The sequence below is a fragment of the Variovorax sp. HJSM1_2 genome (genome assembly GCF_049316285.1).
GTDB lineage: Bacteria > Pseudomonadota > Gammaproteobacteria > Burkholderiales > Burkholderiaceae_C > Rhodoferax_B.
Map to the genome: position 1 here is coordinate 24190 of NZ_JBMOXA010000009.1, position 25574 is coordinate 49763.

The following is a 25574-nucleotide window of genomic DNA, read 5'->3' on the forward strand; positions in this document are numbered from 1 at the left end:
GCACATCCTTGTGGTCGTGTTTTTCATGCGATTCAACGCGATGGCGACCACCCCAAATGGCTCGCCCTGGAAGCTCGTGCCAAGGTTCCCTGGACCTTCAAGCTACGAAATGTGTAGCATGTTAACCCTGTTATGCCTATGCCACAGCACTATTTTCCCTAACATCTAGCGCGATAATCAGGCCATGTCCGCCGCTGAACACATTCCCGACCCTGCCCCCGCCCAAGCTGACAACCCGGCCTCCGCACCTGGCGCGGCCGCCCCTAGGCGGGCCAGCTCGCGCTTCATGTTCAGCCATCCGGCGCACTTCATCGCGCTGGGCCTGGGCTCCGGTTTAAGCCCCTTTGCCCCGGGCACAGCTGGCACTTTATGGGCCTGGCTGGCGTATTTGGTGATAGCGCCGTGGTTCACGCCGGCACAGTTTGGCTGGTTCCTCCTGGTCAGCCTGCTGATCGGCTGGTGGGCCTGCACGGTGTGTGCGCGCAATATGCGGGTGGCCGACCCGGGCAACATCGTCTGGGACGAAATCGTCGCCTTCTGGATCATTCTCTGGCTGGTCATGCCTACCGGCTTCCTGGGCCAGTTGATCGCCTTTGGCCTGTTTCGCTACTTCGACGCCGCCAAGCCCGGCCCCGTGGCCTGGGCCGACAAGGCCTTCAAGGGCACTGGCGCACGCGGCGGTTTTGGCATCATGTTCGACGACCTGGTGGCAGCCTTTTGCACGCTGCTGGTGTTCGCTCTTTGGAGGTTCTGGTCATGACTGAATCGCTACAAAATAACGAGCAACTTGCGCTTGCTGAATGTGCGGCTTTGGCCGATTTGCTGCAAGAAAGATCTTGGCGCATGGCCACCGCAGAAAGCTGTACCGGCGGCTTGATCGCCGGGGCCTGCACCGAGCTTTCGGGTTCCAGCAACTGGTTTGAGCGTGGTTGGGTGACGTACTCCAACGAAGCCAAGTCAGAACTTCTGGGCGTGGACCCGGCCCTCATCACAAACTACGGCGCCGTGAGTGAACAAGTGGCACGCGCCATGGCCGTGGGCGCGATTCGCCGCGCTGAGGGCTTGGCGCAGGTGGCGGTGGCGGTGACCGGGGTGGCCGGCCCCACGGGCGGCAGCGCAGAAAAACCGGTGGGCACCGTGTGGCTGGCATGGTCGGTACAAGGCCAGCTCAGCAGCGCCCTGCACCACTTCCCCGGCGACCGGCGGGCCGTGCGCCAAGCCACGCTGCTGCAGGCGTTGCGACGGCTGCGCGAGCTGGTGCAGGCCGCGCCCGCCTAGGCCGCCAGCATGGTCTCGGAATAGCAGCGAAAATAAGCCCATGAACGCCCTGAACATCGCCGAATATTCGCAAACCCTGGGTTTGCAAGCAAAACAGGCCTCCGCGCACATGGCGCGCGCGAATGCAGCTACCAAAAATATAGCCCTTCGCACCTTGGCTGGTTTGCTGCGCAGCAACGTCGACGCCTTGCAGATCGACAACGCCAAAGACATCGCCCGCGCGCAGGCCGCCGGCCTGGCAGCACCGCTGGTCGATCGCCTGAAGCTCACGCCCAAGGTTCTGGAGACCTGCGCCCTGGGCTGCGAACAATTGGCGGCCATGCCGGAATTGATAGGCGAAGTCTCGGGCCTGAAGCAGCAGCCCAGTGGCATCCGCGTCGGCCAGATGCGTGTGCCGCTAGGTGTGTTCGGCATGATTTTCGAAAGCCGGCCCAACGTCACCATCGAGGCGGCGAGCCTGTCGATCAAGAGCGGCAACGCCTGCATCCTGCGTGGCGGCTCGGAAGCGATTGAATCGAACAAGGCCCTGGCGCTGCTGGTGCAGCAGGCACTGCAAGCCGCCGGTTTGCCAGCAGAAGCGGTGCAATTGGTGCAAACCACCGACCGCGAAGTGGTGGGCCAACTCATCACCATGCCGCAATATGTCGATGTAATCATTCCGCGCGGCGGCAAGAGCCTGATAGAGCGCATCAGCCGCGATGCCAAGGTGCCCGTCATCAAACACCTGGACGGCAACTGCCACGTCTATGTGGACGACCCGTGCGACATCAGCATGGCCGTGACCGTGGCCGACAACGCCAAGACACAGAAGTACAGCCCCTGCAACGCCAGCGAAAGCCTGCTGGTGGCGCGCGGTGTGGCCGCAGAGTTTCTGCCCCGCATCGGCGCCACCTACGCGGCCAAGGGTGTGGAAATGCGCGGCTGTGCCGAATCGCTGGCCTTGCTGGCCGGCGTGCCCGGTGCCAAGCTGGCAGCCGCCACCGAGCAGGACTGGTCGGAAGAATATCTGGCACCCATCATCAGCGTGAAGCTGGTCGCCGGTGTGGATGAGGCGATTGCGCACATCAACCAGTATTCGAGCCACCACACCGATGCCATCCTCACGCGTGACCACATACATGCCCAGCGGTTCTTGCGCGAGGTGGATTCGGCCAGTGTGATGGTCAACGCCAGCACGCGTTTTGCCGATGGTTTCGAGTACGGGCTGGGTGCCGAGATCGGCATCAGCACCGACAAGTTCCACGCGCGCGGGCCGGTGGGTCTGGAGGGGCTCACCTCGCTCAAATACGTGGTGTTGGGTGAAGGCGAGATTCGCTCTTGAATAACGTTTGACCCAGGTTCTCTTCGATTAACTTTTCAACAGGGCCGTCATGCAAAGCATTTTGTGCAAACTGGGTACTTTGACGGCCCTCACCGGCGCCATGTTGTCGGCACTGCCGGCGCAAGCCGATCTGCTGGACAAAATACGCAGCAGCGGCAGCATCACACTGGCCTACCGCGATGCGTCGATTCCGTTCTCCTACCTCGATGCCCAGCAGAAGCCGATTGGTTATTCCATGGACCTGTGCCTGAAGGTGGTGGACGCACTGCGGCGCGACTTGAAGCTGGACAAGCTGGAAGTCAACTACCTGCTGGTCACGCCCGGCACACGCATGGAGGCCATGACCAGTAGCAAGGCACAACTGGAATGCGGCTCCACCACCAACAATGCCGAACGGCGCAAAACGGTGGACTTCACCATTGCGCACTTCATCTCGTCGGTACGCCTGTTGGTGCGCAGCAATGCCCAGGTGCAGAGCATCGACCAGCTGGCCGGTAAAAGTGTGGTCACCACCAAGGGCACAACGGCCGTGAGCCTGGTGCGCCGCGCCAGTGACGAACGCGGACTGAAGCTCACATTGCTAGAGGCGCCCGATCACGCACAGGCCTTCCAGACCGTGGTCGATGGCAAGGCCGCTGCGTTTGCCATGGACGACGTGCTGCTCTCCGGCCTGCGCGCCAATGCCGCCAACCCGGCCGATTACACCCTGGCTGGTAAACCCATGAGCATGGAGCCCTATGCCATCATGCTGCCGCCGAACGAGCCGGCCTTCAAGAAGCTGGTGGACCAGGAGATGCGCCGCGTCATCCTCAGCGGTGAAATCACCGGGCTGTACACCAAGTGGTTCCAGCAGCCTATCGCCCCCAAGGGCATCAACCTGGCGCTGCCCATGCCCTACCTGCTCAAGGACTCGTTCAAGTTCCCGAGCGACAAGGTCGACGCGTTCTAAGGTTGGCAAGATTCCCGGCTCCGGGTGCCGGGTGACTTATTTTTCGGCGAGCACACCCTTGTCGAATGGGCAGGGTGGCCCCAGATAACAACGCTATCGTGGTGATTCGTCCCCCTGGGTCCTAGAATCACCTCTTCCCCCATCCCGCCCAGAACACCGCATGGTCCCCCATCTTGTTACCGCCCTGACCGGGCCCATCAACGAGCTTGAGCAACGTGTGCTCGACTCCATGCCGGCCATCGAACGCTGGTTTCGCCTGGAATGGATGGAGCACACCCCGCCGTTCTACGGCGCCGTGGACATTCGCAACGCGGGCTTCAAGCTGGCCCCGGTCGACACCAGCCTGTTCCCGCGCGGCTGGAACCACCTCACGCCGCAACTGCTGCCGCTGGCCGTGCAATCGGCCATGGCGGCGATTGAAAAGATCTGCCCTGAGGCGAAGAACCTGCTGCTCATCCCCGAGAGCCATCAGACGCAGAACACCTTCTACCTGAGCAGCGTGGCGCAACTGCAGCGCATCTTCCACATGGCTGGGCTGAACGTGCGGGTGGGCTCCATCAGCCCGGACATCAAGGAGTCCACGCCTATCGCCTTGCCCAACGGCGACCGCATCGTGCTGGAGCCGGTGATCCGCAGCAAGCGCCGCCTAGGGCTGAAAGATTTCGACCCCTGCACCATACTGCTGAACAACGATTTATCGGCCGGCCCGCCGGGCATTCTGGAAGACCTGCACGAGCAATACCTGCTGCCACCGCTGCACGCCGGCTGGTCGGTGCGGCGCAAAAGCACCCACTTTCGCATCTACGAAGAAATCTCCAAGCGTTTTGGCAAGCTGCTGGGCATAGACCCCTGGTTGATCAATCCCATGTTCAACAAGTGTGGCGAGGTCAACTTCGCCGACGGCACCGGCATGGAATGCCTGACCGCCAACGTCGACGCGCTGTTGACCAAGGTACGGCGCAAATACAAGGAATACGGCATCAACGAGAAGCCGTTTGTCATCGTCAAGGCCGACGACGCCACCGACGGCATGGGCATCATGACGGTGCGTGACGTCAAGGATCTGGAAACCTTGGGCCGCAAAAGCAAAACCAAGGCAAAAGGCAGCAAAGACGGCCTGCCTCCAGTGCACGATGTGATCATCCAGGAAGGCGTGCTGACCAACGAGCGTGTGCATGACGCCGTGGCCGAGCCTGTGGTCTACACCATGGACCGTTATGTGGTCGGCGGCTTCTACCGCATCCACGCCGACCGCGGCACCGACGAAGACCTGAACATCCCCGGCTCACGCTACGTGCCGCTGGCTTTCGCCGAAAGCTCGCTGTTGCCGCAATCGGGCATGCACCCGGGCGCCAGTGCTCCGAATCGTTTCTACATGTACGGCGTGATCGCGCGTTTGGCCATGGTGGCGGCCAGTTACGAGATGGAAGCCACGGACCCGGACGCTGAGGTCTACGACTGATCCTCAGGGCTTGGAGCGGCAGCGGCGCTGCCGCGCAAGCCGCGCTCTCAAACCGCGCACTCCGGGCACACCTGCCCCGCACCCACCATGAGGTATGGGGCGAGTCCTCTACCCTCCCCCCCCTGAAGCCAGCTTTCATCTGGCCGTGGTAGATCCACATTTTGCGGACCCCGCCGTTCGGTTTGCAGATATTGGCTGCCCAGCCAAAAAAGCGCGAGATTCATATTATTTGAGAACAAATCCCGAATAATCGATTTATTCGGCAAAAGTCGCGATTCAAGAATCATTTCAGCGGTGTGCGGAACTTTCAAAAGCCCCATCGAATATATGATTCAATTTGTTGCAATTAGCTTAAGGGTGGGTTGTGTTGGGTAATCAAACTGATGTCAGAGGCCCCGAAACACTGTGGCGGCCCTTGGATCTGTCGATCATCGTTCCCACGTTCAAGGAACGAGAAAACGTCGGGGAACTGGTGCGGCGCATCTCCGCCAGCCTGCAAGACGTGCACTGGGAAGTCATCTTTGTGGATGACGACTCTCCAGACGGCACCACCGAAGCCATTCGGAAATTGGCCCAGCACGACTCCAGGGTGCGCTGCATCCAGCGTATCGGCCGACGCGGCCTGACCTCTGCTTGCATCGAAGGCATTTTGTCCAGCAGCGCCACTTATGTGGCCGTGATGGACGCCGACCTTCAGCATGACGAAACCATACTCCCGCAAATGCTGCGCACACTCCAGGCCGAACCACTGGATATTGTGGTCGGGAGCCGTTACGTTGCGGGCGGTGCAATTGGAGAGTGGGGCAAAACCCGCGCGCAAATCAGCCAATTTGCCACCCGGTTAAGCCATTTGGTCGTGCCGTCTGAACTGCATGACCCCATGAGCGGCTTTTTCATGATGCGCCGCGATGTGTTTCTGCAGTGCACGCGACACCTGTCAGGTTTGGGATTCAAAATCCTGGTGGATTTGTTCGCCTCTGCCCCAAAGCCTTTGCGCTTTAAAGAAATTCCCTTTGTTTTCAAGAATCGTTTTGCTGGAGAGAGCAAGCTCGATAACCAAGTGGCCTTGGACTACGTCATGTTGTTGCTGGACAAAATGGTGGGCCACATCGTTCCGGTACGCTTTTTTTCGTTTGCCATGATCGGCGGTTTGGGCCTGGGTGTGCATTTCGCGGTCCTGGCCGCCATGTTCAAAGGTGCGCAACTCGAATTCGTGGCAGCGCAAACCTTGGCCACCGCAGCCGCGATGGTTTTCAACTTTGCATTGAACAACGTCATCACCTACAAGGACCGCCAGCTCAAAGGCGCGGCCTGGCTGCGCGGCCTGGCCTCGTTTGTCCTGGCCTGCGGACTGGGGGCGTTTGCCAATGTGGGCATTGCCAATTACCTTTATGGCTACAACGGCGGCTGGATTCTGGCCGCGCTTTCGGGCATTTTGGTCGGGGCGGTATGGAACTACGCCGTGACCTCGGTCTACACCTGGGGCTCTTCTGCCAAACCAAGCGTCAACCGCTGAGTTTTACAAAGGTGCACAGGACAAATGTGCACCGCCCCTTTTTTAGCTTGGGCAGAACGTTCGATTCACCGACTCTGCGGCTGTGAGCGTCACTCGGCGGCAACGAATCAGACCTGCAACAGCTAACTTCCCGTTTTTTTGAGCGCTACACAGCCTTTTTCGCAGATCGGCACCAACATCTTTTGTAGTGCGGGAAACTCGGCCTCCCAGCGGCGCACCAGCTCCTTCTCGCCTGGGCGATCAGCATCGTCCAAAAACACGGCTGAATTGGCCTGCATCCGCTCATACAAAGCGGGTATCGCCGGATAACGCGCCAACTCGGCCACAAACCATGGTGGTCCGTCTATCACCATCAGTTCAATGGCCAGCTTGGCGGGCAAAACCTCATACGAATACCACTGGCCGGTCCAACTTGGCAAAACCAGGGGTTTCAGCGGCGCGTCACATACGGTGGCCCAACTCTCCAGTCCATGCAAGCGCAGCAGTTGCCTGGTTTTTTCGGCAAATTCCGGGTCGTGCTCCAAGCTGTGGACATGGCCTTGGCCGTTGAGTTGCATGCAGCGCGCCAGGACTAAGGTGCTGATACCGCTACTGCACTCCACCACGCTAGCTGGCCGCTGCGCCAGCGTATGGCTGCAGACGTTGCGCAGAAAGTCGGGAGAGGCAGCCCAGCCGCGCGTCGGTGGCAAGGCGTGTGAGAGCTTCAGTTCCTGCTGCAAATACAACAGCGCCTCGAGCTGAGCAAACACATTGCTGGCCACGTTTGTGGTTTCCCGCGTGATCTGCTCTCGCAATAGCGAAGTGCCCAGCGAAAGTTTGTGGTACATGACAAAGAGCACCACCACTAGTGGAATCACGACGGCGGCCGCGCCGAGCAGAATCAAAAACACGGGAGCCATAAGCAGCAAAGCCTCATTTGAAACCATACGGACAGGCAAACTGCAGGTCCGTGCAGTCATGGCCATTCTGACTTTCTCAAGTTTGGATCGGCAGACTTTTTGTATGAAGTTACAACATCCCCTCAAGGCCGCATGAACCACGTCAAAGAACTGGTCTTGGGTGCAATCCAACACGGCGGCCGTGTTGGTCCACACTGAAGCGCATCCAGACGCTTTAACACCAATCAGTTGCTGCGGTGCAACACCGCCCAGGGTTTCGGTGCTTCATGTGGTTGCGCAGTTTGCACGAGAGAACCCAAAGCGCAAAATACACGCCTTCCAGTTACTCGAAGCCCTTCGGCGCCGGCGGAGCCGCCCGTCGGGATCTGTTTGTGCAAAACTCAAAATCTTCGCTTGCGGCTCTGACCCTGGGCGCCATTGGTGTCGTCTACGGCGACATCGGTACCAGCGTGCTGTACGCGGTCAAAGAAGTCTTTGGCTCCGGCCATGTGCCGTTCACCCCTGAAAACGTCTATGGCGTGTTGTCCCTGTTCTTCTGGACACTCACGGTCATTGTTTCGCTGAAATACGTGGTGCTGGTGCTGCGCGCCGACAACAACGGCGAGGGCGGACTGATCGCCATGCTGGCGCTGGCCTCGCAAGCGGTCAAAGACCGCCCGGTTCTGCGCAGGCGTTTGCTGCTGGTGGGCATCTTTGGCACTTCGCTGTTTTATGGCGATGGGGTCATCACACCGGCAATTTCGGTGCTGTCTGCGGTGGAAGGCCTGGAGGTGATTTCACCGGCTTTTCACAAAGCCGTGATCCCTATGACCCTGGCCGTGTTGTTTGGTTTGTTTGCGGTGCAAAAACACGGCACGGCCGGTATCGGCAAGTTTTTCGGCCCGATCACGCTGCTGTGGTTCTGCACCATTGCCTTGCTGGGCGTGAGCCACATCGCGCACAACCCAGAGATCCTGTGGGCCTTGAGCCCGCACTACGCCCTGGGTTTCATGTTTAACAACCCGGGCACCACCTTCATCATCCTCGGCGCGATTGTGTTGTGTGTCACGGGCGCGGAAGCGCTCTACGCCGACATGGGGCATTTTGGTAAAAAACCCATTCGGCTGGCGTGGTTCTCCGTGGCCATGCCGGCGTTGACCATGAACTACTTTGGCCAGGGCGCACTGCTGTTGCGCACCCCCGAAGCCGTGAAGAACCCGTTCTACATGATGGCACCCGACTGGGCGCTGGTGCCGCTGGTGCTGCTGGCCACCCTGGCGGCGGTGATTGCTTCGCAGGCCTTGATCACCGGCGCCTTCAGCGTGACCAAACAGGTGGTGCAACTGGGCTATCTGCCGCGCCTGAACATCCAGCACACCAACGTCAAAGAAGCCGGGCAAATCTACATTCCATTCGTCAACTGGGCGCTGTTCACGGCGATTGTGCTGGCGGTGGTGATGTTCAAGTCGTCGAGCAACCTGGCCTCGGCGTATGGCATTGCGGTGTGCACCGACATGCTAATCACCACCATACTCACGTTCTACGTGGTGCGCTTTCGCTGGAACTACCCGCTGTGGCTGTGCCTGCTGGCGACAGGATGGTTCTTCCTGGTGGACTTTGCATTCTTTGCCTCCAATTTGATGAAGCTGTTTGACGGCGGCTGGTTCCCGTTGCTCATAGGCGGCGTGATCTTCATGCTGATGATCACCTGGAAACAAGGCCGCCAGCTGGTGAACGAAAAGCTGCGTTCCGACGCGCTAGACCTGCCGAGTTTTCTGGAAGCGGTCTTCGTCAGCCCGCCCGCACGGGTTGAGGGCACGGCGGTGTTTCTGACCAGCGAAGCCGGCACGGTGCCGAATGCCCTGCTGCACAACCTCAAGCACAACAAGGTGCTGCACGAGCACAACTTGTTTGTCACGGTACGCAACCACGAGGTGCCCTGGATAGGCATGGACAAACGCCTGGAAATCGAGGCCCTGGGCCACGACTGCTGGCAGGTCAAGCTGCACTACGGTTTCAAGAACGACCCCGACGTGCCCAAGGCGCTGGAGCAGATCAAGGGCCGGGGCTGCGAGCTGGAGCACATGACCACCAGCTACTTCCTGTCACGCGACACCGTCATTCCCACCATAGGCAGCGGCATGGCGCCGTGGCGCGAAAAGCTGTTTGCGCAGATGCACCGCAATGCGGGTGCAGCGGCCGACTTCCTGATGCTGCCCAGCAACTCTGTGGTCGAGTTGGGCTCGAAGATCGAGATCTAGTTTCTAGGCCGGCAGCAGTTCGGCTGTAATCCAGCCGCGCAAACTGTTGACGAACGCCAAGGCCTGCACACGTGGCAGGTCTTGCAGCGTCACCACTGCCTCCACAACACGCCCCTCCAACAAGGCCTGTGCACGGCCCACGCCGCCCAGCAAACCGCAATGCAAGGGTGGTGTGACCCAGCGGCCATCGAGCAGCAGCGCGATATTGCCGCGTGTGCATTCGGTGATTTCGCCCTCAGGGTTCCACAGCAGCGTGTCGAAGGCGCCGGGCTGCGTGGGCGCAAAAGCGTCGTAGTGTGCGCGACGCGTGGTTTTGAAGCGCACAAACTCGGTGTGGGCCTCGATCAGCGGCCGGTCTGCCAGCTGCAGTTTGACTTCAGCGGGCGAAGCTTCCAGCGCAAATGCTTCGGCCGTGGCGTGGCCTTGTGCATCGAGCAACAAGCGAATGCGCCAAGCCCCTTCCACCCGGTGCACGGCCTGCAGCGCCTGCCGTACCTGGGCGTCGTTGAATGGGCGGCCAAAGTGCGCGGCGGCAGCCGCCAGCCGCGCCAAATGGGCTTGGCCATTGCGCAGCGCGCCATCCACCAAGGCCAGCGTTTCCAGCAGCGCGAATGATGCGCTTGCACGCTGCACAAAGGCTTGTTTGTTCTGCCACTCGCGCCACTCGCCTTCCGCCGTGGCGTCGGCCGTGATGCCGCTGCCAATGCCGCAGCGCGCAGTGTCGCCCTGCAAGCTCACGGTGCGAATCGGCACATTAAAGGTCGCACGAAAACCACCTGGCCCGTCGGGTCGCACCACGCCGAGCGCGCCGCAGTACACACCACGCGGCGCGGGCTCCAGCTCGTGGATCATGCGCATGGCTTGCACCTTGGGTGCACCCGTGACGGAGCCACAGGGAAACAGCGCCGCAAACACATCCACCAGGGTACAGCCAGGCCGTGTGTGGGCGGCGACGTCGGACGTCATTTGCCACACCGTGGGCAGCGCCTCGGTCTGGAACAGCTTGGGCACGGTGACGCTGAAGGGCTGGGCCACCCGCGACATGTCGTTGCGCAGCAAGTCGACAATCATCACGTTTTCGGCACGTTCTTTGGGCGACTCGCGCAGATGTGCCGCCAGAGCAGCATCCTCCTTGGCGTCGTCGCTGCGTGGGGCCGTGCCCTTCATCGGGCGGGCGAGCAATTCACCACCACGCCAATCGAAAAACAGCTCGGGCGAGACCGACAACACGTGGTGCTCGCCGTGATCGAGCGCCATGGCATAACCACCTGGCTGCGCCTTTTGCAGGGCATCAAACAAGGCAAGCGGCTGGCCGCTGAAATGCCCAAACATGGCAGCGGTGTAGTTGACCTGGTAAAGCTCGCCGTTGCCAATCGCCTGCAGCAGCATGTCCATGGATTGATCGAACGCACTGCGTGGCAAAAAGCTCTGCCAATCGATGCGCGTGGTGTCTGCTGCGGTTGTGCCGACGCCTTCGGGCCAGGGCAATGCCGCATCAAACACCATGAACGACGCCAACGGCCCATCGGGCTGGTGCACCTGCAGCGCCGCATCAAAAGCCGGAGCGGCTTCGTAGCGCAGATAACCCACACACCACTGACCCTGCTCGGCGGCGGCCTGCACCGCGGCCAGCACCGGCTGCACCTCCGCCAGCGTGTGCGCCACCAAATGCTGGCGCGGCGCCGCAAAGGCGTGGCGCAGGCGTGGGCCGTTTGGTTGGCGAGGGTCGCTGAAGTCGATCAGCGCGCGGATGGGGTCCATGCCAGAAGTTTAGGCGGCACCGATGTGCGGCACCAGGGCCCCCACGGGCTGGCCGTTTTTCAGGGCCGCAGTGAAGGCCAGCATGCGGTCTATGGGCACACGTGCACGCAGGCCTAGGTCTGGGTTCACCAACACTTCGTTGGCGCCGGTTTCCAGCACACGCGCCACATCGGCCAGGCTGTTCATGGCCATCCACGGGCAATGTGCGCAGCTTTTGCAAGTGGCGCTGTTGCCGGCGGTGGGCGCTTCAATAAAGGTTTTGCCGGGGTTCAGGCTGCGCAGCTTGTGCATCATGCCGTTGTCGGTGGCCACGATAAAGGTGCTGGCATCCATCTCGCGTGCGGCCTTGAGCAGTGCCGAGGTTGAGCCCACGGCATCGGCCAGCGCCACCACGTCGGCGGGCGACTCGGGGTGCACCAGCACTTTGGCGTGTGGGTGCTCAAGCTTCAAGGCTTCGAGTTCAAAGGCCTTGAACTCGTCGTGCACGATACACGAGCCGCGCCAGAACACCATGTCGGCGCCGGTTTCGCGCTGGATGTAGTCGCCCAGGTGTTTGTCGGGTGCCCACAGAATCTTGTGCCCCTGCGCCTTCAGTGCGTTGACCACGTCCAGCGCGCAGCTGGAGGTGACGAGCCAGTCGGCGCGGGCCTTCACCTCGGCGCTGGTGTTGGCGTAGACCACCACGGTGCGGTCGGGGTGGGCGTCGCAGAAGGCATTAAACGCGTCTATGGGGCAACCCAGGTCGAGTGAACAATTGGCGCCAAGGTCGGGCATCAAAATACGTTTGTGTGGCGACAAAATCTTCGCCGTCTCGCCCATAAAGCGCACACCCGAGACCACCAGCGTCTGTGCGGCGTGGTCGCGGCCAAAACGTGCCATCTCCAGCGAGTCGCTGACCAAACCGCCGGTTTCTTCGGCCAGGTCTTGCAGGTCGGGGTGCACGTAGAAGTGCGACACCATCACGGCGTTCTGCTCTTTCAGCAGGCGGCGGATGCGCGCCTTCAGCGCCACACGCTGCTCTTGGCTGGGCTCTACCGGCACACGCGCCCAGGCGTGGCGCGGTGCGCAGGTGGCGCCAGTTTCTTCGGTGACGAGCACGGTGTCCGGCTGCTCGTATTCCACAGTCATCAGATCTTGCATAGTGTTCGAGAGCGGTGTGGCCAACGGCCGATCACAAGGGCGGTTAAAGGTCTTGGAAGCGCATAGAGAAATCGGTCGCCTGGATATCTTTGGTCAAGGCGCCCACCGAGATGCGGTCGACACCGGTCTGCGCCAGCGCGGGCAGGCTCTCCAGCGTGACGCCGCCCGAGATTTCAAGCACCGCACGTTGTTCGCCGCGTAATGCGTTGCGGCGCACGGCTTCAAACAGATCGGGCAGCGGCATGTTGTCGAGCAGCAGCATGTCGGCGCCTGCGGCCAGGGCTTCGTCCAGCTCGGCCAGGGTCTCGACTTCAATCTCCACAAAGCTGGCGCGTTGTGTGATGTCGGCAGACGCCGCCACCTGGCGCATCACGGCGGTGATGCCGCCGGCGGCGACAATGTGGTTTTCCTTGACCAGCACTGCGTCGAACAGGCCAATACGGTGGTTGGTGCCACCGCCCATGCGCACGGCATACTTTTGCGCCAAGCGCAGGCCGGGCAAGGTTTTGCGCGTGTCGACAATCTGCGTCTTGGTGCCTTGCACCGCCTGCACATGCAGCGCGGTGCGGCTGGCCACGGCGCTCAACAGTTGCAGGAAGTTCAGCGCCGTGCGCTCGGCGCTGAGCAGTGCACGCGCGTTGCCTTCGATCTCCAGCACCACTTGGTTGACGGCGCAGGTTTCGCCTTCACGCACGTGCCATTGCAAGCGGGCCGTGGGGTCGAGTTGGCGGACGGTGGCTTCCACCCAGGGCGCGCCGCACAACACAGCGGCTTCGCGTGCCAGTATCTTGGCGTGGGCGCGGCGCTGGGGATCTACCAGAGCGGCGGTCAGGTCGCCGGCGCCTATGTCTTCTGCGAGGGCCCGGGCCGCATCGGCCTGGGCGAGTTGTGCCACGCTGGTGGCCGATAAATCAAAAACGTTTGTCTGCGTCATATTTTTTTACAGCGTTGCGGCCTTGTTCGGCCCCGCTCATCGCGTTTCTACTCTTGACGCCTTCATCGTGCATCATCGATGAGCCATCGGGCGACTCAAGGGCCTGCATTAGACACCAGAACCAAAACCACCCCTGCAGCGCTCGGGCTTGGTGGGCCGGCAAGACAAAGCCTGCCACGGCACAATCGCGGCCATGCGATTTATCAGAGACATCAATCTGTCGGCCTTCACCGCCGGCTTTGTGGCGGTGCTGGTGGGCTTCACCAGTTCGGTCGCCATCGTGTTCCAGGCGGCACAGGCGTTCCAGGCCACGCCCGAACAAATCACCTCCTGGATGTGGGCCTTGGGCCTGGGCATGGGCTTGTGCTCGGCGCTGCCGTCGTTGTGGCTGCGCAAGCCGGTGATGGTGGCCTGGTCCACCCCCGGAGCGGCGGTTTTGGCCACGGCAGGACTGGCGGGCGGCTTCAACATGGCGCAAGCCGTGGGCGCGTTCATCGTGTGTGCGGCGTTGATCACGCTCTGCGGCGTGACCGGCTGGTTTGAACGCATCATGCGGCGCATTCCGGTGGCGCTGGCCTCGGCGCTTTTGGCTGGAGTGTTGGCGCGGTTTGGCCTGCAGGCCTTTACCGCCGCGCAGACCGCGTTGCCGCTGGTGCTGTTGATGCTGCTGGTCTACCTGGTGGGCAAACGCCTGGCGCCACGTTACGCCGTGGTGGCCACGCTGCTGGTGGGCATAGCCTACGTCGCACTGCGCGGCCAGTTGGCCAGCGGCAGCATCGTGCTGGAGTTGGCGCGGCCGGTGTTCATCTGGCCCGAATTCAGCATCAGCGCCGCCATCAGCCTGGCGCTGCCCTTGTTTGTCGTGACCATGGCCTCGCAAAACCTGCCCGGTGTGGCGGCCATCCAGGCGGCGGGTTACGGCGGGCCCGACGGCATTCCGATTTCCAAGGTGATCACACTCACCGGTGTGGCGGGTTTGCTGCTGGCACCGTTTGGCGCGTTTGCGCTGAACCTCAGCGCCATCACCGCCGCCATTTGTATGGGCCGCGAGGCGCATGAAGACACCAACAAGCGCTACAGCGCCGCCGTGGCCTGTGGCTTGATCTACGTGCTCATTGGCATTTTTGGCGCCACCGTCACGGGCCTGCTCACGGCCTTTCCCAAAGAACTGGTGGCGGCGATTGCCGGGCTGGCTTTGCTGGGCACGATTGGCAGTGGTCTGGCCCAGGCGGTGCGCGAGGAATCCACACGCGAGGCCGCGCTCATCACTTTTCTGGTCACGCTCAGCGGCGTAGTAATAGCCGGTATAGGCTCGGCCTTTTGGGGAGTGGTGGCCGGCGTGCTGGCGCTTTTTGTGCAACAGTACCGAGGTAAAACCGCGTCCAACGCGGCCTGAGCGTCTTTAACCCATTGGCTTGTTTATGAATATTCTGTTTGTCGCCGACCCGCTCGAGTCCTTCAAGATCTACAAGGACACCACCTTCTCGATGATGCGCGAAGCCCAGCGCCGCGGCCACACCATCAGTGCCTGCGAGCCACAACACATGCTGTGGCAGCGTGGCGACGTGGTGCGCGCCAAGGTGCGCGACATCCACCTCACCGGCGACGCCAACGATTGGTTCAGCGAAAGCGCAGCACTCACCGGCAACACCACCCGCGCGCTGAAAGATTTCGACGCGGTGATCATGCGCAAAGACCCGCCGTTTGATTCCGAATACTTCTACTCCACGCACCTGCTGGAGCAGGCCGAGCGCGAAGGCGCCAAGGTGTTCAACAAGCCACGTGCCTTGCGCGACCACCCCGAGAAGCTGGCCATCATGGAGTTTCCGCAGTTCATCGGCCCCACGCTGGTGACACGCAGCGCCGACGACATTCGCCGCTTCCACGCCGAGCACCAAGACATCATCCTGAAGCCGCTGGACGGCATGGGTGGCATGGGCATCTTCCGCGTCAAGGCCGATGGCTTGAACCTGGGCAGCATCATCGAGACGCTGAACAAGAACGGCCAGGAAAGTGTGATGGTGCAGAAGTTTCTGCCCGAGATCGACAAGGGCGACAAACGTGTGCTGGTGATAGGCGGCAAGCCCGTGCCCTTCTGCCTGGCGCGTATTCCCCAAGGCGGCGAAGTGCGCGGCAACCTGGCCGCGGGTGGCAAGGGTGTGGCGCAAGCACTGTCGGCGCGTGACCGCGAAATCGGCGAGGCCCTCGGCCCCATCTTGTTGGCGCGTGGTTTGTTGCTGGCCGGTGTGGACGTGATCGGCGACTATGTGACCGAGATCAACGTCACCAGCCCGACCTGCTTTCAAGAGATCCACGACCAGACAGGTTGTGATGTACCGGCGCTGTTCATCGATGCGCTGGAGCAGGCTCTGGCCTCCAAGTAAAAAGCCGCTAGCGCTTATTCCACAAGCGTAGACAGCTACAGATACAAGAGCAAAACAAAAGCCCCACGGTTTTCACACCGTGGGGCTTTTGTGCGCCCAAGGCGCGCTGGTTTATTGCGTGCGGAAGTTATCGTGGCAAGCCTTGCAGCTGGCGGCCGTGGGGCCGAAGGCGGCCTTCAGGGCATCCACGTTGCCCATCTTGGCGGCAGCCGCGAGCTTGGTGGTCTCGGCGATCAGCTTGTCGCTGTGTTCCTTGAACTTGGCCTGTTCGGTCCAGATTTCGGGCTTGGCACCGGTCTTGGCCGCCTTGTCGGTACCGGGGCCAAAAGCCGCCCATGGCAGCTTGGCCATTTCGGCCACGATGTCGGCGTTCTCTTGCGCCACCTTGGCGTCATAAGGCGTGCGGCCGTTGGCCATGGCGCCCACGCGGCCGAAGTGTTGGGCCATCACAAACAGCGCGCTTTGGCGGTATTTGATGGCGTCTTCTGGCTTGGCAAACTGGGCCGAGGCTGGCGCGCTTGCGGCCACTGCGGCGGCGGCCAATACAAACGAGGCAAGAGTCTTCATAGGCTGTCTTTCGTGGGTGGTTGATTTTTTAGACTAACGGTACGGAGTGTCTTTATCGTTAAAAGTTCTGCAGCCGAGCTAAAGCAAAGCAACGGCCTGGGACACTGCGCGCACCGCGCAATTTACCTGTATTTGAGGCAACATGCGTGCCAAAGTAACTGCCAAATTACAAGGAAATCTCCACGATGCAATACCTCGTCCGAGTGTGGGACTTGCCCACCCGTCTGTTTCATTGGTCTTTGGCCGCCTGCGTCATCGGCCTGGTGGTCACCGCCAAGGTCGGCGGCGACGCCATGAACTGGCACTTCCGCCTGGGTTATGCGGTGCTGGCACTGCTGGCGTTCCGCCTGGTCTGGGGCCTGGTGGGCGGCCACTGGTCGCGTTTCATCAACTTCATCTACTCACCCGCATCGCTGCTGCGCTACCTACGCGGCCAGGGTGAGCCGGCGCATTCGGTGGGCCACACGCCACTGGGTGCAGGCTCGGTGTTTGCGTTGCTGCTGGTGCTGGCGGTGCAGGTGGGCAGCGGCCTGATCAGCGACGATGAAATTTCGTTTGCCGGCCCGCTGACGCGTTTTGTGCCCAACGCCAGCGTAAGCCTGGCCACCTGGTACCACAAGGCCGTGGGCCAGTGGCTGGTGATTGGTCTGGTGGTGCTGCACCTGGTGGCCATTGCGTTCTACGTGTGGCGCAAGAAGCAGCTGGTCAAACCCATGCTGGTGGGCGACAAGGTGCTCGACCACCCCGAGCAATCGTCGCGCGACGACGCTGTGATGCGTATCGCCGCCGTGGTGCTCATCGGCTTGTGCGCCGCAGGCACAGCCTGGCTCGTGAGCCTGGGCGGTTGAAACACGGCAAAGCGCTGGGCTAAACTAAAACCGTTTTTTCCCGGCATAGGCGCTTTGTTGTTTTGAATACCCCGTCCGTCACCTTCCACACCCCCGCATCCGCTGAAGAAATGGCGGCCACACGCGCCATCTTCAAGGAATATGCGGCGCAACTGGCGGTAGACCTGTGTTTTCAATCCTTCGACGAAGAACTTGCCAACCTGCCCGGTGAATACGACGCCCCGCGCGGCGCCTTGCTGCTGGCCTTGGTGGACGGCGCGGTAGCCGGTTGTGTGGCACTGCGCCCGCTGGACGACGTGGACTACCCCAACGCCTGCGAGATGAAACGCCTGTACGTGCGCCAGGCCTTTCGTGGCAGCGGCCTGGGCCGCCAGTTGGCCGAAGCCATCATGGACCAGGCCCGCGCCAACGGCTACGACCGCGTGCTGCTCGACACCCTGGACGACATGGAAGCCGCGCGCGCGTTATACGACGACCTGGGCTTCGTCGACATCCCGCCCTACTATCACAACCCGATTGCCGGGGCGCATTACCTCAAGGCCGAGATCTAGATAGCGCGGGCCTGGCGCACAGCCAGGCTCACAGCCTTTTGACGATTCCACACCCGGCGTAAAACACGCTGCCAAACGGCCACACGGCTGCGCCGCCGCTGTGGTGCCGGTGCGCGCACAGTGCCAACGTCACCGACTTGGCAAATGATGAGAAAATCTATAAAACTCTTTTCGGATTGATGTCGCATGCCGTAGATGCTATTTGCGGCACGGCTTTATGAATATCGACGAATTCTTGCTGAATCATGAGTTCTATTCATTCCAAAACACCTGACATCACCGCCACGCCTAACCGCCGCCTGCCGCCGCTGAACATGCTGCGTGCGTTTGAAGCCGCCGCGCGGCTGGAAAGCGTGACACGTGCGGCGCAAGAGTTGAGCGTGACGCAAAGCGCCGTGAGCCACCAGATCAAAGCCCTGGAAGCCTGGCTGGGCGTGACGCTGGTGCAGCGCGTGGGCCGCAAGCTGGCCCTGACCGATCTGGGCGCGGCCTACCTGCCGGGTTTGAGCGATGCTTTTGAACGCATGGCGCAAGCCACGGCGCGGCTGGAGCGTTTGACGCGGCGCCATACCCTCAGCGTCAACTCCACCTCCACACTGGCCTCGCAATGGCTGATCCCCAGGCTGTCGGCGTTCTGCGCGCAGGTGCCCACGGTCGACGTGCAGTTGGTCACCACCGCCAGCCTCACCGAGTTCGACCCCGCCGCGTTCGACATTTCGATTCGCTGCTTCACGCCGGATGAACTACACAAAACCCAAAGCCGGCCCGCGTGGCGCGGCGTGCTCTGCGGCGCGTTTCTACCGGATCAACTCACGCCCGTGTGCAGCCCGGCCTGGCTCGCGGCCAACACACCCGGACCCAAGACCCCGGCCGATCTGGCCCACTACACCTTGCTGCACAGCCGCTCCAATCCGCAGGCCTGGCCGGACTGGCTGGCGGACGCCCAAGTCCAGCACCTGCGGGGCAAAAATGAACTGGTGTTCGACCACATCCACCTGGCCGTGCAGGGCGCCATCCAAGGCCTGGGCATAGGCCTGGGCAACCCGCATTTCCTCGCAGACGAACTGGCCAGCGGCCTGCTGGTCATGCCGTTTGCGGAGCGCGTCACCGACAAAAAAAGCTACCACTGGATCTTGTCGCCGCAGGCGGCGCAGCGGCCCGAAGCAGTGGCGTTCTGCGAATGGCTGGCCACGCGTTGATCACCTGGCAGCAGGCGTCAAAAGCCAGGCGCTCAGTGGTCTCAGTGGCCTCAATGGTTGTGGCGCGGCGGGGTATTTGCCACACCACGGTACTTCACCGCCAGCTCCATGCAGGCACCCGACTGCAACTGCCCCACGGTAGAGCGGTAGATTTCCTGCCACGGGGTTTGGCTGGGGCGAATGGCAATCGGCGGCTCGGCTTTGCGGGCCGCGAGAACCTCGTCCGCCACCAGCATGTCGCAACGGCCGGTGGTCAAGTCCACTCGAATGATGTCACCGGTGCGCAGCAAGGCCAGGCCACCGCCCACGGCGCTTTCGGGTGAGGCATTCAGGATGGAGGGACTGTCTGACGTGCCAGACTGGCGCCCGTCACCCAGCGTAGGCAAGCTGCTGATGCCACGCTTGAGCAATGCATCTGGCGGCTGCATGTTCACCACTTCGGCCGAGCCCGGCCAACCCACGGGGCCGGCGCCACGGATCACCAGAATGCAGTTTTCGTCGATGTTTAACGCCGGGTCGTTGATGCGTGCGTGGTAGTCGTCCGAGTCTTCAAACACGATGGCGCGGCAGTCAAACTGGTTCTCGCGGCCGGGCTGGCTCAAGTAGCGGGCGCGGAACTCGTCGGAGATCACACTGGTCTTCATGATCGCAAAGTCGAACAGGTTGCCGCTGAGCACCATAAAACCGGCCTGTATTTTCAGCGGTTGCTCAAACGTGCAAATCACCTCGCGGTTATTGGCTTCGCGCCCTTCCAGGTTCTCACGCATGGTCTTGCCCGTGACCGTGGGGCGCGCGCTGCGCAACAGCCCCACACGTTCCAGCTCACACATCACCGCCGGCACACCACCCGCGCGATGGAAGGCTTCGCCCAGGTATTTGCCGGCCGGCTGCATATTCAGCAACAGCGGCACGTTGAAACCAAACTCGGTCCAATCGCTGGGGTGCAACTCCACACCGGCATGCCGCGCCATGGCCATCAAATGCGGCTGTGCATTGGTCGAGCCGCCAATCGCGGCGTTGACCACAATCGCGTCCAGAAACGCATCGCGCGTCAAGATGGATGAGGGCCGAATGTCCTCCATCGCCAGCGCCACAATGCGTCTGCCGGTTTCATAGGCGATCTGCCCGCGTTCGCGGTAGGGCGCGGGAATGGCTGCACAGCCGGTCAACGAAAGGCCCAGCACTTCGGCGATGGCGTTCATGGTGGACGCCGTGCCCATGGTGTTGCAGTGGCCCACCGACGGCGCCGAGGCGGTGGCGATGTCGAGGAACTTGGCCTCGTTGATCTTGCCCGCGGCCAACAGCTTGCGGCTCTTCCAGATGGCCGCACCCGAGCCCACCAGTTCGCCTTCGAACCAGCCGTCCAGCATAGGCCCGCCCGACAACACCATGGCAGGCAGGTCCATGGTGGCCGCCGCCATCACTTGCGACGGTGTGGATTTGTCGCAGCCGGTGGTCAACACCACCGCATCCAGCGGATAGCCATGCAGAATTTCCACCAGGCCCATATAGGCCAGGTTGCGGTCAATCGCCGCCGTGGGGCGCCGGCAATTCTCGAACGTGGGGTGCACCGGAAACTCCATCGCAATGCCACCGGCATCACGAATGCCCTCGCGCACCCGCTTGGCCAGCTCCAGGTGCACACGGTTGCAGGGGTTCAGGTCGCTGCCCGATTGCGCAATGCCAATGATGGGCCGGCCCGAGCGCAGCTCGGCCGGGGTGATGCCGTAGTTCATGAAGCGCTCCAGGTAGAGCGCGGTCAGGTCGATGTGGTCGGGGTTGTCGAACCAGTCTTGCGAGCGAAACCGGCGAACCGGGCGGGCGTCATCTGTCATTTTTTATTCCTATTCGCCGAACCAAGCGGCGTCCACAAAGTTGTCTCTGCCAGAGCTCCAACAGGCGTGATCAAAAGCGCAAAGGGAGAAACTGCGTCATGACGGCCAAGTGCTCGGGCTCGATGCGTTCACAGGAATATTGTGCAGCCCAAGACCCGCAGCGTTAACGTTAATTTTTATATTTTTTTTACACGCTCCCGCGCAGTCTCTGCGCCGCTTTTATACCCCCAGACCTACGCTAGAGAGCCTGTTAACGCTCTAGTGGAGGCCGCGCAAATGGTGGTTCGGAATGAGATGCGAGGCGTCAAACCCAAGCCAAGGCTTCTGCCTTGGCTGGTTTGGCAACGACGCAGCTCGTCCGAAGAACCATTTGCCCTACGGGTTGGGCGCAATCGGGCGATTTGTCTGCCATAGCCCTTGCATGGGCAGGGAGCCCATGCTGCGGTCTCTGACAACCAACTCATCCCGATTGCACCTCAACGCGACCTTCACTAGAGCGTTAACAGGCTCTCAACGTTAAGTTTTAAGAAAGTGAGGCGTCTATGGACGTCGTCTGGATTGGGGCCATCGTGGCCCTGTGGGCCTTGTTGGCGTGTGGCGCCATGGCCTTGGAAAAGCTCCCTCCCCACTCTCATAGCAGCGGAGGCCAATCATGATTCACCTCGAAGTTTTGTACGGCTTCGGCGGCCTGTGCGCCATCCTGCTGCTGGCCTATCTGGTCTACGCGCTGATCTGCGCCGAGGAGTTTTGATGAACACCTCTGCCTGGCTGCTTCTGGCCTTTTTCTCGGTTGTGTTGCTGGCCGCCGCCTGGCCCGTAGGCCTGTGGCTCAAAACCCTGCTCGACGGGCGTGTGCCGCGCTGGGTGCAACGTATCGAAGCCCCGCTGTTCCGCCTGGCCGGTGTAGACCCCGCCCATAGCATGGGCTGGAAAACCTACGCGCTGGCGTTGCTGGTGTTCAGCGTGCTGGGCACGCTGTTTGTCTACGCGTTGCAGCGCATACAAGGTGTGCTGCCGCTGAACCCTGCCGGCATGCCTGGCGTGTCGCCCGACTCGGCCTTCAACTCGGCCGTCAGCTTTGTCACCAACACCAACTGGCAGGGCTACAGCGGCGAGGCGACCATGAGTTACCTCACACAAATGCTTGGGTTCACGGTGCAGAACTTCGTCTCGGCCGCCTCGGGCATTGCTGTAGCCTTTGTGTTGATTCGCGGCTTTGCCGCGCGCGCCAGCCATGGCCTGGGCAACCTGTGGGTCGACCTGACACGTATCACCTTGTGGCTGCTGCTGCCACTGTCGCTGGTGTTCGCGCTGTGCTTTGCGGCCAGCGGCGTGGTGCAGAACTTCAGCCCCTATGAAACCGTGACCACGCTGGAGTCCACCGCCTACCAGTTGCCCAAAACCGGTGCCGATGGCCAGCCCGTGCTCGATACACAAGGCAAACCCGAGATGGTGGACGCCAGCACCACCACGCAAACCCTGGCCATGGGCCCGGTGGCCTCACAGGTGGCCATCAAGTTTCTGGGCACCAACGGTGGTGGCTTCTTCAACGCCAACTCGGCACACCCATACGAGAACCCCAACGCGCTCAGCAACTTCTTGCAGATGCTGACGATCTTCCTGATTCCGGCCGCGCTGTGTTTCACCTTCGGCAGCGCCGTGGGCGATAAGCGCCAGGGCTGGGTGCTGCTGGCCGCCATGGGTGTGATGTTTGTGGTGGGTGTGCTCATCGCCACACCGGCCGAACAAGCCGGCAACCCCTTGCTCACGTCGCTGGGTGTCGACCAGTTGGCCAGTGCCGCCCAGGCCGGCGGCAACATGGAAGGCAAAGAGGTGCGTTTTGGCATCAACGCCAGCAGCCTGTTTGCGGTGATCACCACCGCCGCTTCGTGCGGCGCGGTCAACGCCATGCACGACTCCTTCACCCCCCTGGGCGGCATGGTGCCGCTGGTGATGATGCAATTGGGCGAGGTGGTGTTTGGCGGCGTGGGCACGGGCCTGTACGGCATGTTGGTGTTTGCCATTCTGGCGGTGTTCATCGCCGGCCTGATGATTGGCCGCACGCCGGAATACCTGGGCAAGAAGATAGAAGTGCGCGAGATGAAGCGCACCTCCATCACCATCCTGGTCACGCCGCTGGTGGTGTTGCTGGGCACGGCGATTGCCGTGTCGACCGAGGCGGGCCGCGCCGGCATTGCCAATCCCGGCGCCCACGGCTTCAGCGAAATCCTGTACGCCTTGACCTCGGCCGGCAACAACAACGGCAGCGCCTTCGCCGGACTCTCGGCCAACACACCGTTCTACAACGCGCTGCTGGGTGTGGTGATGTGGCTTGGCCGCTTTGGTGTGATCGTGCCGGTGCTGGCGATTGCCGGTGCGCTGGCCGCCAAGCCGCGGCTGCCGGTCACGCCGGGCACCTTGCCGACCCACGGCCCGCTGTTTGTCACGCTGCTGGTGGGCACGGTGCTGCTGGTCGGTTTGCTGAACTATGTGCCGGCACTGGCGCTTGGCCCGGTGGTGGAACACCTGATGTTGTGGACGGCGCACTGAGTCGCCACGGGAGAAATTGATGCAATCAACAACTAAAACCAGCCCTTGGGCCGCCGCGTTGCTCAAGCCTGCGCTGCTCAAGCCTGCGCTGTGGGCATCGCTCACCAAGCTCAGCCCCAATGTGCAACGGCGCAACCCGGTGATGTTTGTCGTCTATGTCGGCAGCATCCTGACCACGCTGCTGTGGGTCTATGCGTTGCAGATGCCAAACTCAGCCGACGCGCCCAACGCGGGCTTCATCTTAGGCGTGACCGTGTGGCTGTGGTTCACCGTGCTCTTCGCCAACTTTGCCGAAGCCCTGGCCGAAGGCCGCAGCAAGGCGCAAGCCGCCTCGTTGCGTGGCCTGAAAACCAGCAGCTGGGCGAAGAAGCTGCACGAACACCCTTCCACCAATATGCACTTGGCCAAGTGGCTGCCAGAGCCCGCGACCAACCTTCGCAAGGGCGACGTGGTGCTGGTCAGCGCGGGCGACATGGTGCCGCTGGACGGCGAAGTGATAGAAGGCGTGGCCTCGGTCGATGAAAGCGCCATCACCGGCGAATCGGCCCCCGTGGTGCGTGAGTCGGGCGGCGACTTCTCGGCCGTGACCGGCGGCACCACGGTGTTGTCCGACTGGCTGGTGGTGCGCATCAGCGTCAACCCCGGCGAGTCGTTTCTCGACCGCATGATCAGCATGGTCGAAGGCGCCAAGCGCCAGAAGACACCCAACGAAATCGCGCTGACGATTCTGCTGGTGGCACTGACGATTGTGTTCCTGGTGGTCACCGTCACGCTGCTGCCGTTCTCGGCCTTCAGTGTGGACGCCGCACAAGCCGGCAGCGTGGTCAGCATGACCGCCCTGGTGGCCCTGCTGGTGTGTTTGATCCCCACCACCATAGGCGGCTTGTTGTCGGCCGTGGGTGTGGCCGGCATGAGCCGCATGATGCAGGCCAACGTGATCGCCACCTCGGGCCGCGCGGTAGAAGCGGCGGGCGACGTGGACGTGTTGCTGCTCGACAAGACCGGCACCATCACCCACGGCAACCGCCAGGCCAGCGCTTTCCTGCCCGCCCCCGGCGTGTCGCTGGCGCGCCTGAGTGCCTGCGCGCTGCAAGCCTCGCTGGCCGACGAAACGCCCGAGGGCCGCAGCATCGTGACCTTGGCGCAAAAAAACGGCCAGACCGCCACGGCGGATGCCGGCACGGTCGTAATCCCCTTCACCGCGCAAACCCGCATGAGCGGCGCCGATGTGCCAGGTGTGGAAGGTTCGCTGCAGACCATACGCTCGCTGCGCAAAGGCGCGGTCGACGCCGTGCGCCAACACGTGATGCAACAAGGCGGCCACTGGCCAACCGAGGTTGCGCGCCACGCCGACGAAGTTGCACGCCGTGGCAGCACACCACTGGCCGTGTGTGAAGGCAGCAAGGTGCTGGGCATTGTCGAGCTCAAAGACGTGGTGAAGAGCGGCATCAAGCAGCGCTTTGTTGAACTGCGCCGCATGGGCATCAAGACCGTGATGATCACCGGCGACAACAAACTCACCGCCGCCGCCATCGCCGCCGAGGCCGGTGTCGACGACTTCCTGGCCGAAGCCACGCCCGAAGACAAGCTGCGCCTGATACGCCAATACCAAAGCGACGGCCATCTGGTGGCCATGACCGGCGACGGCACCAACGACGCCCCCGCCCTGGCGCAAGCCGACGTGGCCGTGGCGATGAACAGCGGCACCCAAGCCGCCAAGGAAGCCGGCAACATGGTCGACCTGGATTCCAACCCGACCAAGCTGCTCGAAGTGGTGGAGACCGGCAAGGCCTTGCTGATGACGCGCGGCTCGCTGACCACGTTCTCGATTGCCAACGACGTGGCCAAGTACTTCGCCATCATTCCGGCGATTTTTGTGTCGACCTATCCGCAGCTCGGCGCGCTGAACGTGATGGCGCTGAACAGCCCGTCGTCGGCCATCTTGTCGGCGGTGATCTTCAACGCACTGATCATCATTTTCCTGATCCCGCTGGCCCTCAAAGGCGTGCGTTACCAAGCCATTGGTGCGGCCGCCCTGCTGCGCCGCAACCTGGCCATTTACGGCCTGGGCGGTTTGCTGGTGCCTTTTATTGGCATCAAGGCGATTGATCTGTTGTTGACCGTGACCGGTCTTGTTTGA

Annotated in this window: 21 protein-coding genes; 15 read left to right on the plus strand and 6 right to left on the minus strand. The window is 61.9% G+C overall.

What is annotated here, in order from left to right:
• Nucleotides 1-286 precede the first annotated feature (286 nt).
• The 6 genes from ACFQ95_RS11870 (at nucleotide 287) to ACFQ95_RS11895 (ending at nucleotide 6526) form a co-directional block, all read left to right on the plus strand.
• The gene (locus tag ACFQ95_RS11870; protein ID WP_422831458.1) at nucleotides 287-760 is read left to right on the plus strand and encodes a phosphatidylglycerophosphatase A; all 474 of its coding nucleotides are present in this window, start codon (nucleotides 287-289) and stop codon (nucleotides 758-760) included.
• Complete coding sequence (locus ACFQ95_RS11875; RefSeq protein WP_422831177.1) at nucleotides 757-1278, plus strand: CinA family protein; 522 nt, start codon at nucleotides 757-759, stop codon at nucleotides 1276-1278. Before ACFQ95_RS11870 ends, ACFQ95_RS11875 begins: the two co-directional genes overlap by 4 nt.
• Nucleotides 1279-1318: 40 nt before the next feature.
• The gene (locus ACFQ95_RS11880; protein ID WP_422831179.1) at nucleotides 1319-2599 is read left to right on the plus strand and encodes a glutamate-5-semialdehyde dehydrogenase; all 1281 of its coding nucleotides are present in this window, start codon (nucleotides 1319-1321) and stop codon (nucleotides 2597-2599) included.
• A gap of 49 nt (nucleotides 2600-2648) precedes the next feature.
• Nucleotides 2649-3548 carry an amino acid ABC transporter substrate-binding protein gene (locus tag ACFQ95_RS11885; protein ID WP_422831181.1) on the plus strand — a complete coding sequence of 300 codons (900 nt, stop codon included), beginning with the start codon at nucleotides 2649-2651 and terminating at the stop codon, nucleotides 3546-3548.
• A gap of 160 nt (nucleotides 3549-3708) precedes the next feature.
• Nucleotides 3709-5010 carry a glutamate--cysteine ligase gene (gene gshA / locus ACFQ95_RS11890; RefSeq protein ID WP_422831183.1) on the plus strand — a complete coding sequence of 434 codons (1302 nt, stop codon included), beginning with the start codon at nucleotides 3709-3711 and terminating at the stop codon, nucleotides 5008-5010.
• A 415-nt stretch (nucleotides 5011-5425) separates the two neighbouring features.
• Entirely contained in the window at nucleotides 5426-6526 is a 1101-nt protein-coding gene (locus ACFQ95_RS11895; protein WP_422831184.1) for a glycosyltransferase family 2 protein, read from the plus strand.
• A 122-nt stretch (nucleotides 6527-6648) separates the two neighbouring features.
• Here the strand turns inward: ACFQ95_RS11895 and ACFQ95_RS11900 are convergent, their stop codons facing one another.
• Entirely contained in the window at nucleotides 6649-7620 is a 972-nt protein-coding gene (locus tag ACFQ95_RS11900) for a class I SAM-dependent methyltransferase (RefSeq protein WP_422831186.1), read from the minus strand.
• A 176-nt stretch (nucleotides 7621-7796) separates the two neighbouring features.
• Here ACFQ95_RS11900 and ACFQ95_RS11905 point away from each other — a divergent pair, with 176 nt between their 5' ends.
• Nucleotides 7797-9665 (plus strand): potassium transporter Kup, encoded by a 1869-nt coding sequence (locus ACFQ95_RS11905; RefSeq protein WP_422831188.1) that lies wholly within the window; start codon nucleotides 7797-7799, stop codon nucleotides 9663-9665.
• Nucleotides 9666-9668: 3 nt separating this feature from the next.
• On the opposite strand, the gene pabB is transcribed toward ACFQ95_RS11905, so the two are convergent.
• Genes pabB through nadC form a run of 3 tightly spaced genes read right to left on the minus strand, consistent with a single transcriptional unit; the run spans nucleotide 9669 to nucleotide 13500 of the window.
• Nucleotides 9669-11426, minus strand: coding sequence for an aminodeoxychorismate synthase component I (gene pabB / locus ACFQ95_RS11910; protein WP_422831190.1), 1758 nt, complete (start codon nucleotides 11424-11426; stop codon nucleotides 9669-9671).
• 9 nt (nucleotides 11427-11435) lie between these two features.
• Nucleotides 11436-12554 carry a quinolinate synthase NadA gene (gene nadA / locus ACFQ95_RS11915; protein ID WP_422831192.1) on the minus strand — a complete coding sequence of 373 codons (1119 nt, stop codon included), beginning with the start codon at nucleotides 12552-12554 and terminating at the stop codon, nucleotides 11436-11438.
• A 55-nt stretch (nucleotides 12555-12609) separates the two neighbouring features.
• A complete protein-coding gene (gene nadC / locus ACFQ95_RS11920; protein WP_422831194.1) occupies nucleotides 12610-13500 on the minus strand; it encodes a carboxylating nicotinate-nucleotide diphosphorylase in 891 nt (296 codons plus the stop codon).
• 193 nt (nucleotides 13501-13693) lie between these two features.
• Here nadC and ACFQ95_RS11925 point away from each other — a divergent pair, with 193 nt between their 5' ends.
• Nucleotides 13694-14896 carry a benzoate/H(+) symporter BenE family transporter gene (locus ACFQ95_RS11925; RefSeq protein ID WP_422831195.1) on the plus strand — a complete coding sequence of 401 codons (1203 nt, stop codon included), beginning with the start codon at nucleotides 13694-13696 and terminating at the stop codon, nucleotides 14894-14896.
• Nucleotides 14897-14921: 25 nt separating this feature from the next.
• Nucleotides 14922-15884 carry a glutathione synthase gene (gene gshB, locus ACFQ95_RS11930; protein ID WP_422831196.1) on the plus strand — a complete coding sequence of 321 codons (963 nt, stop codon included), beginning with the start codon at nucleotides 14922-14924 and terminating at the stop codon, nucleotides 15882-15884.
• A gap of 111 nt (nucleotides 15885-15995) precedes the next feature.
• Here the strand turns inward: gshB and ACFQ95_RS11935 are convergent, their stop codons facing one another.
• On the minus strand, nucleotides 15996-16451 hold the full coding sequence (locus ACFQ95_RS11935; RefSeq protein ID WP_422831198.1) for a c-type cytochrome: 456 nt from the start codon (nucleotides 16449-16451) through the stop codon (nucleotides 15996-15998).
• A gap of 185 nt (nucleotides 16452-16636) precedes the next feature.
• Here ACFQ95_RS11935 and ACFQ95_RS11940 point away from each other — a divergent pair, with 185 nt between their 5' ends.
• From ACFQ95_RS11940 to gcvA, 3 genes are all read left to right on the plus strand, one after another.
• Nucleotides 16637-17299: a cytochrome b/b6 domain-containing protein gene (locus ACFQ95_RS11940; protein WP_422831199.1), complete on the plus strand. Its 663-nt coding sequence runs from the start codon at nucleotides 16637-16639 to the stop codon at nucleotides 17297-17299.
• A gap of 110 nt (nucleotides 17300-17409) precedes the next feature.
• Nucleotides 17410-17850, plus strand: a complete 441-nt coding sequence (locus ACFQ95_RS11945; protein WP_422831460.1) for a GNAT family N-acetyltransferase — start codon at nucleotides 17410-17412, stop codon at nucleotides 17848-17850.
• Nucleotides 17851-18095: 245 nt separating this feature from the next.
• A complete protein-coding gene (gene gcvA / locus ACFQ95_RS11950) occupies nucleotides 18096-19049 on the plus strand; it encodes a transcriptional regulator GcvA (protein ID WP_422831200.1) in 954 nt (317 codons plus the stop codon).
• Nucleotides 19050-19099: 50 nt separating this feature from the next.
• On the opposite strand, the gene ACFQ95_RS11955 is transcribed toward gcvA, so the two are convergent.
• A complete protein-coding gene (locus tag ACFQ95_RS11955) occupies nucleotides 19100-20884 on the minus strand; it encodes an IlvD/Edd family dehydratase (RefSeq protein WP_422831201.1) in 1785 nt (594 codons plus the stop codon).
• A 652-nt stretch (nucleotides 20885-21536) separates the two neighbouring features.
• Here ACFQ95_RS11955 and ACFQ95_RS11960 point away from each other — a divergent pair.
• Genes ACFQ95_RS11960 through kdpB form a run of 3 tightly spaced genes read left to right on the plus strand, consistent with a single transcriptional unit; the run spans nucleotide 21537 to nucleotide 25574 of the window.
• Nucleotides 21537-21635 carry a potassium-transporting ATPase subunit F gene (locus ACFQ95_RS11960; protein ID WP_422831203.1) on the plus strand — a complete coding sequence of 33 codons (99 nt, stop codon included), beginning with the start codon at nucleotides 21537-21539 and terminating at the stop codon, nucleotides 21633-21635.
• A complete protein-coding gene (kdpA, locus tag ACFQ95_RS11965) occupies nucleotides 21635-23434 on the plus strand; it encodes a potassium-transporting ATPase subunit KdpA (RefSeq protein WP_422831205.1) in 1800 nt (599 codons plus the stop codon). The genes ACFQ95_RS11960 and kdpA overlap by 1 nt, the downstream gene beginning before the upstream one ends.
• A gap of 19 nt (nucleotides 23435-23453) precedes the next feature.
• Nucleotides 23454-25574 carry a potassium-transporting ATPase subunit KdpB gene (gene kdpB, locus ACFQ95_RS11970; protein ID WP_422831206.1) on the plus strand — a complete coding sequence of 707 codons (2121 nt, stop codon included), beginning with the start codon at nucleotides 23454-23456 and terminating at the stop codon, nucleotides 25572-25574.

Bases quoted from the DNA above. Each gene is read 5' to 3' on its own strand.
- ACFQ95_RS11870 (WP_422831458.1), top strand. From the start codon at position 287: ATGTTCAGCCATCCGGCGCACTTCATCGCGCTGGGCCTGGGCTCCGGT.
- ACFQ95_RS11875 (WP_422831177.1), top strand. From the start codon at position 757: ATGACTGAATCGCTACAAAATAACGAGCAACTTGCGCTTGCTGAATGT.
- ACFQ95_RS11880 (WP_422831179.1), top strand. From the start codon at position 1,319: ATGAACGCCCTGAACATCGCCGAATATTCGCAAACCCTGGGTTTGCAA.
- ACFQ95_RS11885 (WP_422831181.1), top strand. From the start codon at position 2,649: ATGCAAAGCATTTTGTGCAAACTGGGTACTTTGACGGCCCTCACCGGC.
- gshA (WP_422831183.1), top strand. From the start codon at position 3,709: ATGGTCCCCCATCTTGTTACCGCCCTGACCGGGCCCATCAACGAGCTT.
- pabB (WP_422831190.1), bottom strand. From the start codon at position 11,426: ATGGACCCCATCCGCGCGCTGATCGACTTCAGCGACCCTCGCCAACCA.
- nadA (WP_422831192.1), bottom strand. From the start codon at position 12,554: ATGACTGTGGAATACGAGCAGCCGGACACCGTGCTCGTCACCGAAGAA.
- nadC (WP_422831194.1), bottom strand. From the start codon at position 13,500: ATGACGCAGACAAACGTTTTTGATTTATCGGCCACCAGCGTGGCACAA.
- ACFQ95_RS11925 (WP_422831195.1), top strand. From the start codon at position 13,694: ATGCGATTTATCAGAGACATCAATCTGTCGGCCTTCACCGCCGGCTTT.
- gshB (WP_422831196.1), top strand. From the start codon at position 14,922: ATGAATATTCTGTTTGTCGCCGACCCGCTCGAGTCCTTCAAGATCTAC.
- ACFQ95_RS11935 (WP_422831198.1), bottom strand. From the start codon at position 16,451: ATGAAGACTCTTGCCTCGTTTGTATTGGCCGCCGCCGCAGTGGCCGCA.
- ACFQ95_RS11940 (WP_422831199.1), top strand. From the start codon at position 16,637: ATGCAATACCTCGTCCGAGTGTGGGACTTGCCCACCCGTCTGTTTCAT.
- ACFQ95_RS11945 (WP_422831460.1), top strand. From the start codon at position 17,410: ATGGCGGCCACACGCGCCATCTTCAAGGAATATGCGGCGCAACTGGCG.
- gcvA (WP_422831200.1), top strand. From the start codon at position 18,096: ATGAGTTCTATTCATTCCAAAACACCTGACATCACCGCCACGCCTAAC.
- ACFQ95_RS11955 (WP_422831201.1), bottom strand. From the start codon at position 20,884: ATGACAGATGACGCCCGCCCGGTTCGCCGGTTTCGCTCGCAAGACTGG.
- ACFQ95_RS11960 (WP_422831203.1), top strand. From the start codon at position 21,537: ATGATTCACCTCGAAGTTTTGTACGGCTTCGGCGGCCTGTGCGCCATC.
- kdpA (WP_422831205.1), top strand. From the start codon at position 21,635: ATGAACACCTCTGCCTGGCTGCTTCTGGCCTTTTTCTCGGTTGTGTTG.
- kdpB (WP_422831206.1), top strand. From the start codon at position 23,454: ATGCAATCAACAACTAAAACCAGCCCTTGGGCCGCCGCGTTGCTCAAG.